The sequence below is a fragment of the Streptomyces noursei genome (assembly GCF_016917755.1).
GTDB lineage: Bacteria > Actinomycetota > Actinomycetes > Streptomycetales > Streptomycetaceae > Streptomyces > Streptomyces yunnanensis.
Window position 1 is genome coordinate 3644741 of sequence record NZ_CP070326.1, and the last position, 12482, is coordinate 3657222.

The following is a 12482-nucleotide window of genomic DNA, read 5'->3' on the forward strand; positions in this document are numbered from 1 at the left end:
CGGGCCGCCCTACAGCACCAGCGAGTGGGCCAGCTTCTCCAGCTCCGTCAGGCGCTCCCGGGACGCCTCGTCCACCGGCGTGTACGTCAGCACCTTCGAGCCGAGGGAGGGCCCCAGCCACATGTTGGTGCTGGTCAGCTGGAGGATGCCGACGACCGGGTGCCGGAAGACCTTGACCGCGCCGGTCGTCCGCTCGACCTCGTGCTGCGCCCACAGCGCACGGAACTCCGGCGACGCCTCGGTCAACCGGGCCACCAGCGCCTTCCAGCCCGGCTCCGCGATGTGCTCGGCCATCGAGGCGCGGAACTTGGCGGTCATCGTGCGGACCGTGGCCTCCCGGTCGACCAGGCTCGCCCGCCATCCGGGGTGGGTGAACGCCAGCCACATGCAGTTGCGGTCCTCGTCGGGCAGCGCGTCCAGGTCGCACAGCAGCTGCCCGTAGGTGCTGTTGTAGGCGAGGATGTCGAACCGGCTGTTCTGGACGACGGCCGGGTACGGCGCGAGCTGGTCCAGGATCTCCCGCAGCGCCCGGGGGACGCCGGCGCACTCCTTGCCCGGCAGCGGATCGACCGCCCCGGCCAGCGCGAAGAGGTGGCTGCGCTCGGCGTGGTCCAGCAGCAGGGCGCGGGCGACGGCGTCCAGCACCTGCGGCGAGACGTGGATGTCCCGGCCCTGTTCGAGCCAGGTGTACCAGGTGACGCCGACGGCGCCGAGCTGCGCGACCTCCTCGCGGCGCAGCCCCGGAGTGCGACGGCGGGTGCCGCGCGGCAGCCCGACCTGCTCGGGGGTGATCCGCTCGCGCCGGCTGCGCAGGAAGGCCGCCAACTCCGCCCGCCGGACCGAGTCGTGGGCCCGGCGCCCGGCGCGATCCGCCGGTTCCGTCCCCGCCTCGCCCCTCGTCCCCGTCGCCCCGGCCGCCTCGCGCGCATCCACCGTCATGCGTCCAGCGTGCCGCAGCCCGCAGCCGGTTGCCAGGTAGCGCTCATACCAGGATAAGAACACTCTGGTACCCGGCTGAGCGGGACGGGATTCTCGTCCCCGTGAGTGAAACACCCCTGGCATCCGCCGCCCCCGCCACCCCGTCCACCGCCCCGGCGGCGGCCCGCCCCCGCCCGGCGACCGCGCCGCTGCTGACCCCGCTCGGCCTGCTGACCGTCCTGCTGGGCGCGGCCCTCCCCCTGATCGACTTCTTCATCGTCAACGTCGCCCTGCCGACCATCGACCACGATCTGCACGCCGGCCCCGCGATGTTGGAGATGGTCGTGGCCGGCTACGGCGTCGCCTACGCCACACTGCTGGTCCTGGGCGGCCGGCTCGGCGACATGGTCGGCCGGCGCCGCCTGTTCCTGTGGGGGCTGGCCGCCTTCGGCCTGACCTCGCTCGCCTGCGGACTGGCCCCGGACGCCTGGACGCTGGTGGCCGCCCGGGTCGCCCAGGGCGCGGCGGCCGCACTGCTGCTGCCGCAGGTGCTCGCCACCATCCAGGCCACGACCTCCGGCAAGCGGCGCGCCAAGGCCGTCAGCCTGTACGGCGGTACGGCCGGGGTCTCCAGCGCCGTCGGCCAGGTGCTCGGCGGGCTGCTGGTCTCGGTGGACCTGGCGGGCAGCGGCTGGCGCGCGGTGTTCCTGGTGAACGTCCCGATCGCCGCCGTGGCCTGGCTGCTCGCGGCCCGCACCGTGCCCGAGACCCGCTCGCCGCACCCCAGCCGGGTGGACGCTCCCGGCACCGCGCTGCTCGCCCTCGCCCTGATCAGCCTGCTGCTGCCGCTGACCGAGGGCCGCGCCGCCGGCTGGCCGTTGTGGTCCTGGCTGCTGCTGGCCGTCTTCCCGTTCGCCGCCGTGGCGTTCGTGGCCGTGGAGCGCCGCGCGGAACGCACCGGCCGCACGCCGCTGGTCCCGCCCTCGCTGTTCCACATCCGCTCCGTCCGCAGCGGCCTGACCATGATCGTCCCGTTCTCGGTGGGCTTCGGCGGCTTCATGTTCGTGGTGGCGGTGGCCCTGCAGAGCGGACTGCACTACGGGCCGCTGGCCGCGGGCGTCTCGCTGGCCCCGCTCTGCGTCGCGTTCTTCCTCGCCTCGCTGGCCGGGCCCCGGCTGGTGCAGCGCTTCGGGCGCAAGGTGGTGATCGCCGGCTCGCTGATCCAGGGCGTCGGACTCGCGCTCCTGGCGCTGACCGTCCACGCGGGCTGGCCCGGCATCCCGGTCGCCGCGCTCGCGCCGAGCATGACGGTGCTGGGCATCGGCCAGGGGCTGGTGCTGCCGGTGCTGCTGCGGATCGTGCTGAGCGAGCTGCCGGTGGCGCAGGCCGGGGTCGGTGGCGGCGTGATGGTCACGACCCAGCAGTCGGGCCTGGCACTGGGCGTGGCGACGCTCGGCACGCTCTTCCTCGCCCTGCTCCCCTCCGCCGGCATCCGCGACGCGTTCCTCGCCGCCCTGCTGACCCAGCTGGCGATCGTCGCGGGCACCACCCTGCTCGGCCTCCGCCTCCCCCGCACCATGCGCTGACCCGCAACGGAACCCGGGGAAGCCCCCGGGAAGTCCCGCACTCCTCCATTCAACTGACAGATATTGAAATCTGTCAGCCCATGTGTCATGGTTGATGCACGGCACGACGCGCCACCCACCCGTCGATGCCCTTTCCCCCTCCCTATGCACCCCAGGAGCACGCCGTGCAGACCCGCACCCTCGGCACCACCGGCCCGCAGACCTCCGCCCTCGGCCTCGGCTGCATGGGCATGTCCGCCCTCTACGGCGACGCCGACCGCGCCGAATCCCTCGCCACCGTCCACGCCGCCCTCGAAGCCGACGTCACCCTCCTCGACACCGGCGACTTCTACGGCATGGGCCACAACGAACTGCTCATCAACGAAGCGCTCCGCACGGCCCCCGCCGCCGCCCGCGAAAAGGCCCTGATCAGCGTGAAGTTCGGCGCCCTGCGCACCGTCGAGGGCGGCTTCAGCGGCTACGACGGCCGCCCCGCCGCGGTGAAGAACTTCGCCGCGTACTCCCTCCAGCGGCTGGGCACCGACCACATCGACATCTACCGGATCGCCCGCGTCGACCCCGACGTCCCGATCGAGGAGACCATCGGCGCCATCGCCGAGCTCGTCGAGGCCGGCCACGTCCGGCACATCGGCCTCTCCGAGGTCGGCGCGGAGACCCTCCGCCGGGCCGCCGCCGTCGCCCCGATCTCCGACCTCCAGATCGAGTACTCCCTGCTCTCCCGCGGCATCGAGGACGCGATCCTGCCCACCGCCCGCGAACTGGGCATCGGCATCACCGCGTACGGAGTCCTCTCCCGCGGCCTGATCAGCGGCCACTTCGCCCGCGACCGCAAGCTCGCCGCCAACGACTTCCGCGGGATGTCCCCGCGCTTCCAGGGCGAGAACCTCGACCGCAACCTGGACCTGGTCGACGCCCTCCGCAAGATCGCCGACGAGAAGGGCATCACCGTCGCCCAGACCGCCATCGCCTGGGTCCTCTCCCGCGGCGAGGACATCGTCCCCCTGGTAGGCGCCCGCCGCCGCGACCGCCTCACCGAGGCCCTCGGCGCCCTGGACGTCACCCTGACCCCCACCGACCTCACCGCCATCGAACAGGCCGTCCCCGCGGGGGCCGCCGCGGGCGACCGCTACCCGACGTCGCAGATGGCCCACTTGGACAGCGAACGGTGACCCTCCGCTGCGTGTCCGCCTGACGGCGGGTTGTCGCGTTGTCCGCTGCGCGGGGCTGTCGGGTGCGGTGACGGGCCGGAGGGGTAGGGGGTGTCCGGACTGCTGCGCTTTACGTCCGGACACCCCCTACCCCTCCGGCCCGTCACCTCCCGTTGTGGGTGGGAAAAACAGGTACGCGGGCGCTGACGCCAGTGGCCCCGTGACGGTCACCACTCCACAACAAACCCGCAGGAGACCACCGGCACACGCCCCCACCCACCGTCTTCATGACCACCCACGGGAGGGGACGGGTCTGTGGGGTGGGGGTTGTCCGGACGTAAAGCGCAGCAGTCCGCACAACCCCCACCCCACAGACCCGGCACCGCTGCCGAAAAGCCCCGCGCAGCGGAACCGCCCCCCGCCGTCAGGCGACCCGGCGCCGCAGACGCAAAGGCGAACCCCTACGGCGGCGGCAGCCGACAACGTGGGAAGCCAACCAAGCGCAGCGAACGGGTACGGTCCATATACGTACGTGCGCCGTTCAATCGAAAGGTCGATCCGACCCCATGCCCCCCGAGACGTTGACGCCAGAGCGGATCCTCGAAGCCACCGAGGAGGTGCTGCGACGGTACGGCCCGGCCAAGGCCACGGTCGTCGATGTCGCGCGGGCGCTGGGCGTCAGTCACGGCAGCGTGTACCGGCACTTCCGTACGAAGGCGGCGCTGCGGGAGGCGGTCACGGCGCGCTGGCTGGACCGTACGAGCGAGCAGCTGGCGACCATCGTCGACGACGAGGGGTCCGCCCCGGACCGGCTGGGCCGCTGGCTGGCCACGCTGTTCGAGGCCAAGCGGCACAAGGCCGGTGACGATCCCGAACTCTTCGCCACGTACATGACGTTGATCGGCGAGAGCGGCGGCGCGGTCGAACGGCACGTCGGCGACCTCGAAGCGCAGTTGGCGAAGATCATCGAGGCGGGGGTCGGGGAGGGCGCCTTCCATGCGGCCTCGCCCACCACCACCGCCCATGCCGTCTTCGCCGCCACCGGCCGTTTCCACGACCCCTGTTACGCCGCCGAGTGGTCCCGTCCGGAGATCACCGCCGACTTCGAGGCGGTCCGCGACCTCGTACTGCGCGGGCTGCGGGGTTAGCGGGAAGGTCCGGGAAGTCGAGACGGGACCAGCAAACACAAGACGGGACCGGCCAGGAAGGCGAGGCGGTCCGGAGAAACCCGAAGAGCCCCGGCGCACCCCGGAGAAACCGCACCGCCCCCCGCCCCGAAGGCGAACACGACGCCGGCCGGTCCCCTGTGTGTTGGGGACCGGCCGGCGTTCACGTTGGCGTCCGGCGGGGCGGTCGACGGCCACGGCCCGTGGGCGTGGCCGTCGTCGGCGCTCCCGCCGTCAGGCGGTTCAGCAGCCGAGCAGACGCGCGCCCAGGTAGGACTGGATCTGGTCCAGGCTGACGCGCTCCTGCTTCATGGTGTCGCGCTCGCGCACCGTGACCGCGTTGTCGTCGAGGGTGTCGAAGTCGACGGTGACGCAGAACGGGGTGCCGATCTCGTCCTGGCGACGGTAGCGGCGGCCGATGGCGCCCGCGTCGTCGAACTCGATGTTCCAGAACTTGCGGAGGTCCGTGGCAAGCCCCTTGGCCTTCGGGGAGAGCTGCGGGTTGCGGGAGAGCGGCAGGACCGCGACCTTCACCGGGGACAGGCGCGGGTCGAGGCGCAGCACGGTGCGCTTCTCCAGCTTGCCCTTGGCGTTCGGCGCCTCGTCCTCGGTGTAGGCGTCGAGGAGGAAGGCGAGCATGGTGCGGCCGACACCGGCCGCCGGCTCGATGACGAACGGGGTGTAGCGCTCGCCGGCCTCCTGGTCGAAGTAGGAGAGGTCCTGGCCGGACGCCTTCGAGTGCGCGTTGAGGTCGTAGTCGGTGCGGTTGGCGACGCCCTCAAGCTCGCCCCACTCCGAGCCGCCGAACTGGAAGCGGTACTCGATGTCGGCGGTGCGCTTGGAGTAGTGGGAGAGCTTCTCCTTGGGGTGCTCGTACCAGCGGACGTTCTCCTCGCGGAGACCGAGGTCGCGGTACCAGTTCCAGCGCTGCTCCATCCAGTACTCGTGCCACTGCTCGTCCTCGCCCGGCTTGACGAAGAACTCCATCTCCATCTGCTCGAACTCGCGGGTCCGGAAGATGAAGTTGCCCGGGGTGATCTCGTTCCGGAAGGACTTGCCCATCTGGGCGATGCCGAACGGCGGCTTCTTCCGGGAGGTCTGCTGGACCTGCGCGAAGTTGGTGAAGATGCCCTGGGCCGTCTCGGGGCGCAGGTAGGCGACGGAGGCGGTGTCCTGCGACGGGCCGAGGTGGGTGGAGAGCAGACCGGAGAACTGCTTGGGCTCGGTGAAGCCGCCCTTGTTGCCGCAGTGCGGGCAGTTGACGTCGGCGAGGCCGTTCTCGGGGAGCTTGCCGTGCTTGGCCTCGTACGCCTCCTCCAGGTGGTCGGCGCGGAAGCGCTTGTGGCAGGAGGTGCACTCGGTGAGCGGGTCGGTGAAGGTGGCGACGTGGCCGGACGCCTGCCACACCTCGGGAGCCAGGATCACCGACGAGTCGATGCCGACCACGTCCTCGCGGGAGGTGACCATGGCACGCCACCACTGGCGCTTGATGTTCTCCTTGAGCTCGACGCCGAGGGGACCGTAGTCCCAGGCAGCGCGGGAGCCGCCGTAGATCTCACTGCAGGGGTAGACGAAGCCACGGCGCTTGCTCAGGCTGACGATGGTATCGATCTTGTCGGCGGCCACGGTGCTCTCTTCAGTACGACGTCGGACAGTGGATAGGGGGGCGCGATGCGCCTCGATGCGGTGTGGTGATCGCGAGACGGCTGGGCGAATAGTTCAGGGTAGCGGCGGGCGTACCCCGCGGACCAAATCGATTCCGGATAGCTTCCGGCCGTTGTCCTCGCCTTGTGACCTGGCACGCACTTTGTTGACAATCATTTCCATGTTTGTTGAAAATGACTGTCATGAACGTACGCCCTCACATATCCCGCGCGGCCGTCGCCGGAGCCGCGGTACTCGGCCTGCTGGGTCTCTCCGCCTGCTCCACCACCGCCTCCGGGCGCACCGACGACGGCAAGCTGAAGGTGGCGGCGTCGTTCTATCCGATGCAGTTCCTCGCCGAGCAGATCGGCGGGTCGCACGTCGAGGTGTCCAACCTCACCAAGCCGGGCGTGGAGCCGCACGACCTCACGCTCACCCCCAAGCAGACCGGCCAGCTCAGCGAGTCCGGCGCGATCGTCTACCTCAAGGGCCTGCAGCCCGCCGTGGACGACGCGGTCGCGCAGTCCGGGGTGCAGCACATCGCGGACGCGGCGAAGCTGACCCGCATGGAGACGCACGGTCCCGAGGTGGACGGGCACCACCACACCACCGGCGACAACCACGCGCACTCCGAGTCCGAGCCCGGCCAGGACCCGCACGTCTGGCTGGACCCGGTGAAGTTCGCCGAGGTCGCCAAGGGCGTGAACACCACGCTCGCGGAGGCCGACCCGAAGCACAGGGCCGACTACCGGAAGAACACCGACGTCCTGGTGAAGAAGCTGGACGCGCTGAACAAGGAGTTCGCGGACGGCCTGAAGAACCGCGCCTCGGACACCTTCATCACCACGCACGCCGCCTTCGGCTACCTCGCCGAGCGCTACGGCCTGACCGAGGAGGCGATCAGCGGCCTGGACCCGGAGTCCGAGCCCAGCGCCAACCGGATCAAGGACCTGCACACCCTCGCGGAGCAGCACCACGTCTCCACCGTGTTCTTCGAGACGCTGGCCAACCCGGCCACCGCCAAGACCCTCGCCGGCGACCTGCACCTGAAGACCGATGTGCTGGATCCGCTGGAGGGGATCACCGACAAGTCCCGCGGCAAGGACTACTTCTCGGTGCAGCGCGCCAACCTCGCCGCGCTCCAGAAGGCGCTCGGCACCAAGTGACCGGCCCCGGGCCCCTCCCGCGTCCCGCGCACCCCGCGCGATACGCCCCGCACATCCCGCACATCCCGCACACCAGGACGCATCGCACGACGGAGGTCGACAGATGAAGGACACAGGCCAGCCCGTCATAGCCCCGGAGGCCGGTGGCCGGCCCGCCGAGGACCGGTCGGCGGTCATCGAGCTGCGCGGGGCGACCGCGTCGCTGGGCTCCCGACCGGTGCTGCGCGGCGTCGATCTGACCGTGCGGTCCGGCGAGGTCGTCGCGCTGCTCGGCGCCAACGGCTCGGGCAAGTCCACCGCCGTCCGCTCGGTGATCGGCCAGGTCCCGCTGACCAGCGGTGACCTCGCGCTCTTCGGGACGCCGTTCCGCCGCTTCAAGGACTGGGCGCGGGTCGGGTACGTGCCGCAGCGCACCACCGCGGCCGGCGGGGTGCCGGCCACCATCCGCGAGGTGGTCACCGCCGGCCGGCTGGCCCGGACGAAGCTCGGCCTGCTCCGCAAGGCGGACCGGGCCGCGGTGCACCACGCGCTGGAACTGGTCGGGATGGCGGACCGGGTCAAGGACTCGGTCAACGCCCTGTCGGGCGGGCAGCACCAGCGGGTGCTGATCGCCCGGGCGCTGGCCGGCGAACCGGATCTGCTGATCATGGACGAGCCGATGGCCGGCGTGGACCTGGCGAGCCAGGAGGTGCTGGCCTCGGCGCTGCGCGAACAGGTCGGCCGCGGCGCCACGGTCCTGCTGGTGCTGCACGAACTCGGCCCGCTGGAGCCGCTGATCGACCGCGCGGTGGTGCTGCGGGACGGCTGCGTCGTCCACGACGGCCCGCCGCCCGAGGCGGTCGGGCAGCACGCCCTGCCCGGCCACGACCACGTCCATCCGCACGCCGACGCCGCCGCGGAGCCGCTCCGCACCGGCCTGCTGAGCTAGGGGCCCGCCGCCATGGAAATGCTCGACTTCGCCTTCATGCAGCGGGCGCTGATCGCCGCCCTGATCGTCGGGATCACCGCGCCCGCCATCGGCATCTACCTCGTCCAGCGCCGCCAGGCCCTGATGGGCGACGGCATCGGCCATGTCGCGCTGACCGGCGTCGGCCTGGGCTTCCTGCTCAACACCAGCCCGGTCTGGGTCGCCACCGCGGTCGCGGTCGTCGGTTCGGTGGTGATGGAACTGATCCGCTGGTACGGCAAGACCCGCGGCGATCTGGCGCTGGCCATGCTGTTCTACGGCGGCATGGCGGGCGGTGTGATGCTGATGAACCTCTCGGACGCGGGCTCCAGCGCCAACCTGGGCACGTATCTGTTCGGTTCGATCACCACCGTCTCGCCGCAGGACATGACGACGATCTACGTACTGGCCGCGCTGGTGCTGGCGATCACGGTGGGGCTGCGCCGCCAGCTGTTCGCGGTCTGCCAGGACGAGGAGTTCGCCCGGGTCACCGGCCTGCCGGTGCGGCTGCTGAACCTGCTGATCGCGGTAACCGCCGCGGTCACCGTCACGGTCGCCATGCGGGTGGTCGGTCTGCTGCTGGTCAGCGCGCTGATGGTGATCCCGGTCGCGGCGGCCCAGCAGATCAGCCGCAGCTTCGCGGTGACCTTCGCGACCGCGGTGGCGATCGGCGTGGCGGTGACCCTCACCGGCACCACCGCCTCGTACTACGTCGATGTGCCGTCCGGCGCGACCATCGTGCTGTTCGCCATCGCCCTGTTCGTGGTCTTCACGGCGCTGGCCACCCCGTTGGCCAGAAGGCGGGCCGCGGCGGCCGGGAAGGGGTGCACCCTGGAAGTACCCGCCAGCCGCACCGCCGAGGACGACGTCCGGGTGTAACGGCGTCACAGGCATCCCGTCGCGCCGGTGCGCAAGGCCGCGCCGGCGTGCGGGGACGGTCCTCGGGGCGGTGTGGGACGGCCTGTCCGAAGGGATACATAAGGGAGTAGATGTAAGCGCCAAACAGGGCTTCCGGCCATCACCTGGCACAATGGCCAAACGCATGCGCGGGAGAAGTCCTGACGTCCTAGGGAGGCAACGGTGGCGACGAGCGCGGGATCTCCGGTCCGCGGCCGGTCGACGCGGCAGCGCACCGCGGTTTCGGCCGCACTCGACGAGGTCGACGAGTTCCGCAGCGCGCAGGAGCTCCACGACATGCTCAAGCACCGGGGCGACTCGGTCGGGTTGACCACCGTCTACCGGACGCTCCAGTCCCTCGCCGACGCCGGCGAGGTCGACGTGCTGCGCACCAGCGACGGCGAGGCCGTCTACCGCCGGTGCAGCAGCGACGACCACCACCACCACCTGGTGTGCCGGGGTTGCGGCAAGGCCGTCGAGGTCGAGGGCCCGGCGGTGGAGAAGTGGGCCGAGCAGATCGCCGTCGAGCACGGCTTCCGCGATGTGGCGCACACCGTCGAGATCTTCGGGACGTGCGGCGACTGCGCGTCGAAGGCGGAGGCAGGGGCGAGGAACAGGGGCGTCTGACGCCCCGGCTGCCAGCCCTGCTCACCCCGTCCCCGACGGCCGCCCTCCCCACCGCGACCGGAGGGTATGAGCACGGCCGTCCAGGTCCCCCGAACACGACGGGCCGCCTCCCCGCGCGAGGAGGCGGCCCGTCCGCCGTTCACCGACCCGCCGTCCGCGGGCCCGCCCTCAGGTCGCCTTCTCGCCCGTTTCCAGCGGCGCCGCGCCGAACCGGCGGTCCCGCTTCGCGTACTCCAGGCACGCGTCCCAGAGGTTCCGGCGGTCGAAATCAGGCCAAAGGATGTCCTGGAACACCATCTCGGCGTAGGCGCTCTGCCAGATCAGGTAGTTCGAGGTCCGCTGCTCACCGGAGGGCCGGACGAACAGATCCACATCGGGCATGTCCGGGTAGTACATGTACTTCGCCACGGTCTTTTCGTTGACCTTGGACGGGTCCAGCTTCCCGGCCCGGACGTCCGCCGCGATGGCCGCCGCGGCATCCGCGATCTCCGCCCGGCCGCCGTAATTGACGCAGAAGTACAGCGTCATCGCGTCGTTGTTCTTGGTCTGTTCCTGGGCGATCTGGAGTTCCTGGACGACGGACTTCCAGAGTTTCGGCATCCGGCCGACCCAGCGGATACGAATACCCAGCGCGTCCATTTCGTCCCGGCGCCGCCGGATGACGTCCCGGTTGAAATTCATCAGGAAGCGGACCTCGTCCGGCGACCGCTTCCAGTTCTCGGTGGAGAAGGCGTAGAGCGAGAGGTTCTTCACGCCCATTTCGATGCAGCCCTTGAGGACGTCGAGCACGACGCCCTCGCCCACCTTGTGGCCCTCCGTGCGCGGCAGCCCGCGCTCCTTGGCCCACCGCCCGTTGCCGTCCATCACGATCGCGACGTGGTTCGGGACGAGCTCGCCGGGGATCCTCGGCGGACGCGCGCCCGAGGGATGCGGCTCGGGCGTCTGGTATTCACGTCGATTACGCCCCAGAATCCCGCGTACTGCCATGCGCCCACGTCTCCTATGCAATATCGATGGACGGTGTCTTCACGGTGTCGTCGTGGCCCGGCGGTGCCGCCCCGCGCTATTTCTCCACGTAGCGCAGGGACCGCAGGCCGCGCTCCAGGTGCCAGTGCAGATACGCCGCGACGAGGCCGCTGCCCTCCCGGACATGGCGCGCCTCGCAGGCGTCCGCGGTCTCCCAGTCGCCGGTCAGCAGCGCGCTCAGGAGTCCGATGGCCTCTGAGGAGGGTACGACGCTTCCGGGCACCCGGCAGTCACCGCACACCACGCCGCCCGACCCCACCGAGAAGAACCGGTTCGGACCGGGCATTCCACACCGCGCGCAGGCGTCGAAACTTGGCGCATAGCCGTTCACCGCCAGCGAGCGCAGCAGGAACGCGTCCAGCACCAGGTGCGGCGCGTGCAACCCGTTGGCCAGCGTCCGCAACCCGCCGACCAGCAGCAGGTACTGCTGGACGGCCGGCTCGCCCTCGTGCTCGGTGAACCGCTCGGCCGTCTCCAACATGGCCGTCCCGGCCGTGTAGCGGGCGTAGTCCGTCACGATCGCGCCACCGTACGCGGCGATCGTCTCGCTCTGCGTGCACAGCGGCAGCCCGCGCCCGATCAGTTCCCCGCCGCGCGCGAAGAACTGCACGTCCACGTGCGAGAACGGCTCCAGCCGGGCCCCGAACTTCGACTTCGTGCGCCGCACCCCGCGCGCCACGGCCCGCACCCGGCCGTTACCGCGGGTGAGCAGCGTGATGATCCGGTCCGCCTCGCCCAGCTTCTGGGTGCGCAGCACGATGCCGTCGTCGCGGAACAGGGTCATACCGCCATTCTCGCCCACGCGGCGGACGGGCCGGCCGCAGGCCCGGCGGCTCCCTCACCACGCCCGCTCACCCCGGCTCCGGGCGTTGGCGTGGCCGGTCTCCGCCCGCAGCCGCTCGGCGGCGGTGGCGCACCGGACCGCCCCGGGGGCGCACTCCCACTCCCGCCCGCCCCCGACCGGCCGCAGCCGGAGGCGCGGCCCCTCCCGGCCCACCACCTGTCCGACCCGCCCGTCCCGGGTGTCGATCACGTACGCCCCGACGGCCGGGACCACGGGTGTGCCCGTCCTCACCGCTCCCCCAGCGCCTTCGCCAGCCGCCGGGCGGTCTCCATATTGCAGCGCCCCAATTCCACGAGCGGGGGCATGGTGCGGTGCGCGTAGGAAACCGGGTCGAGGCCGAGCGACGGCAAAATGATGCCAGCTCGGGCCAAAGCTTCCCGCAATTCCGCCAGCGCGCTTTCCACTTCGTCGACTTCTTTCCGCATGGCCACCACTTTCCGCGAGGATTTTTTCACCGTTCGCAGCGAAAGCGTGACGCTCCGGAGCTAGCCTGGGCAACAGGACCGGCGCTGCA

General features: G+C 71.1%; 13 protein-coding genes. 7 read left to right on the forward strand and 6 right to left on the reverse strand.

Going from position 1 to position 12482, the window contains the following annotated elements; all coding sequences use genetic code 11:
- Nucleotides 1-9: 9 nt before the first annotated feature.
- Nucleotides 10-939 carry a helix-turn-helix transcriptional regulator gene (locus JNO44_RS16130; protein ID WP_205364860.1) on the reverse strand — a complete coding sequence of 310 codons (930 nt, stop codon included), beginning with the start codon at nucleotides 937-939 and terminating at the stop codon, nucleotides 10-12.
- A 101-nt stretch (nucleotides 940-1040) separates the two neighbouring features.
- Between JNO44_RS16130 and JNO44_RS16135 the strand changes: the two genes are divergently transcribed.
- The 3 genes from JNO44_RS16135 (at nucleotide 1041) to JNO44_RS16145 (ending at nucleotide 4800) form a co-directional block, all read left to right on the forward strand.
- Nucleotides 1041-2504, forward strand: a complete 1464-nt coding sequence (locus tag JNO44_RS16135; protein ID WP_205364861.1) for an MFS transporter — start codon at nucleotides 1041-1043, stop codon at nucleotides 2502-2504.
- Between the two features lie 164 nt (nucleotides 2505-2668).
- Nucleotides 2669-3673 carry an aldo/keto reductase gene (locus JNO44_RS16140; RefSeq protein ID WP_039636570.1) on the forward strand — a complete coding sequence of 335 codons (1005 nt, stop codon included), beginning with the start codon at nucleotides 2669-2671 and terminating at the stop codon, nucleotides 3671-3673.
- Between the two features lie 545 nt (nucleotides 3674-4218).
- Complete coding sequence (locus tag JNO44_RS16145; protein WP_205364862.1) at nucleotides 4219-4800, forward strand: TetR/AcrR family transcriptional regulator; 582 nt, start codon at nucleotides 4219-4221, stop codon at nucleotides 4798-4800.
- Between the two features lie 261 nt (nucleotides 4801-5061).
- On the opposite strand, the gene JNO44_RS16150 is transcribed toward JNO44_RS16145, so the two are convergent.
- Complete coding sequence (locus JNO44_RS16150) at nucleotides 5062-6444, reverse strand: glycine--tRNA ligase (RefSeq protein ID WP_039636567.1); 1383 nt, start codon at nucleotides 6442-6444, stop codon at nucleotides 5062-5064.
- Between the two features lie 221 nt (nucleotides 6445-6665).
- Between JNO44_RS16150 and JNO44_RS16155 the strand changes: the two genes are divergently transcribed.
- The 4 genes from JNO44_RS16155 (at nucleotide 6666) to JNO44_RS16170 (ending at nucleotide 10098) form a co-directional block, all read left to right on the forward strand.
- Nucleotides 6666-7628 (forward strand): metal ABC transporter substrate-binding protein, encoded by a 963-nt coding sequence (locus JNO44_RS16155; protein ID WP_205364864.1) that lies wholly within the window; start codon nucleotides 6666-6668, stop codon nucleotides 7626-7628.
- Between the two features lie 103 nt (nucleotides 7629-7731).
- The gene (locus tag JNO44_RS16160) at nucleotides 7732-8556 is read left to right on the forward strand and encodes a metal ABC transporter ATP-binding protein (RefSeq protein ID WP_240167559.1); all 825 of its coding nucleotides are present in this window, start codon (nucleotides 7732-7734) and stop codon (nucleotides 8554-8556) included.
- Between the two features lie 12 nt (nucleotides 8557-8568).
- The gene (locus tag JNO44_RS16165; RefSeq protein ID WP_102924073.1) at nucleotides 8569-9453 is read left to right on the forward strand and encodes a metal ABC transporter permease; all 885 of its coding nucleotides are present in this window, start codon (nucleotides 8569-8571) and stop codon (nucleotides 9451-9453) included.
- 201 nt (nucleotides 9454-9654) lie between these two features.
- Nucleotides 9655-10098 (forward strand): Fur family transcriptional regulator, encoded by a 444-nt coding sequence (locus tag JNO44_RS16170; RefSeq protein WP_205364866.1) that lies wholly within the window; start codon nucleotides 9655-9657, stop codon nucleotides 10096-10098.
- 168 nt (nucleotides 10099-10266) lie between these two features.
- On the opposite strand, the gene JNO44_RS16175 is transcribed toward JNO44_RS16170, so the two are convergent.
- From JNO44_RS16175 to JNO44_RS16190, 4 genes are all read right to left on the reverse strand, one after another.
- The gene (locus tag JNO44_RS16175) at nucleotides 10267-11085 is read right to left on the reverse strand and encodes an isoprenyl transferase (RefSeq protein WP_205364868.1); all 819 of its coding nucleotides are present in this window, start codon (nucleotides 11083-11085) and stop codon (nucleotides 10267-10269) included.
- Nucleotides 11086-11161: 76 nt separating this feature from the next.
- Nucleotides 11162-11908, reverse strand: a complete 747-nt coding sequence (gene recO, locus JNO44_RS16180; RefSeq protein ID WP_039636555.1) for a DNA repair protein RecO — start codon at nucleotides 11906-11908, stop codon at nucleotides 11162-11164.
- Nucleotides 11909-11962: 54 nt separating this feature from the next.
- A complete protein-coding gene (locus tag JNO44_RS16185) occupies nucleotides 11963-12199 on the reverse strand; it encodes a hypothetical protein (protein WP_420882650.1) in 237 nt (78 codons plus the stop codon).
- Nucleotides 12196-12393 (reverse strand): hypothetical protein, encoded by a 198-nt coding sequence (locus JNO44_RS16190; RefSeq protein WP_205364870.1) that lies wholly within the window; start codon nucleotides 12391-12393, stop codon nucleotides 12196-12198. The genes JNO44_RS16185 and JNO44_RS16190 overlap by 4 nt, the downstream gene beginning before the upstream one ends.
- Nucleotides 12394-12482 lie beyond the last annotated feature (89 nt).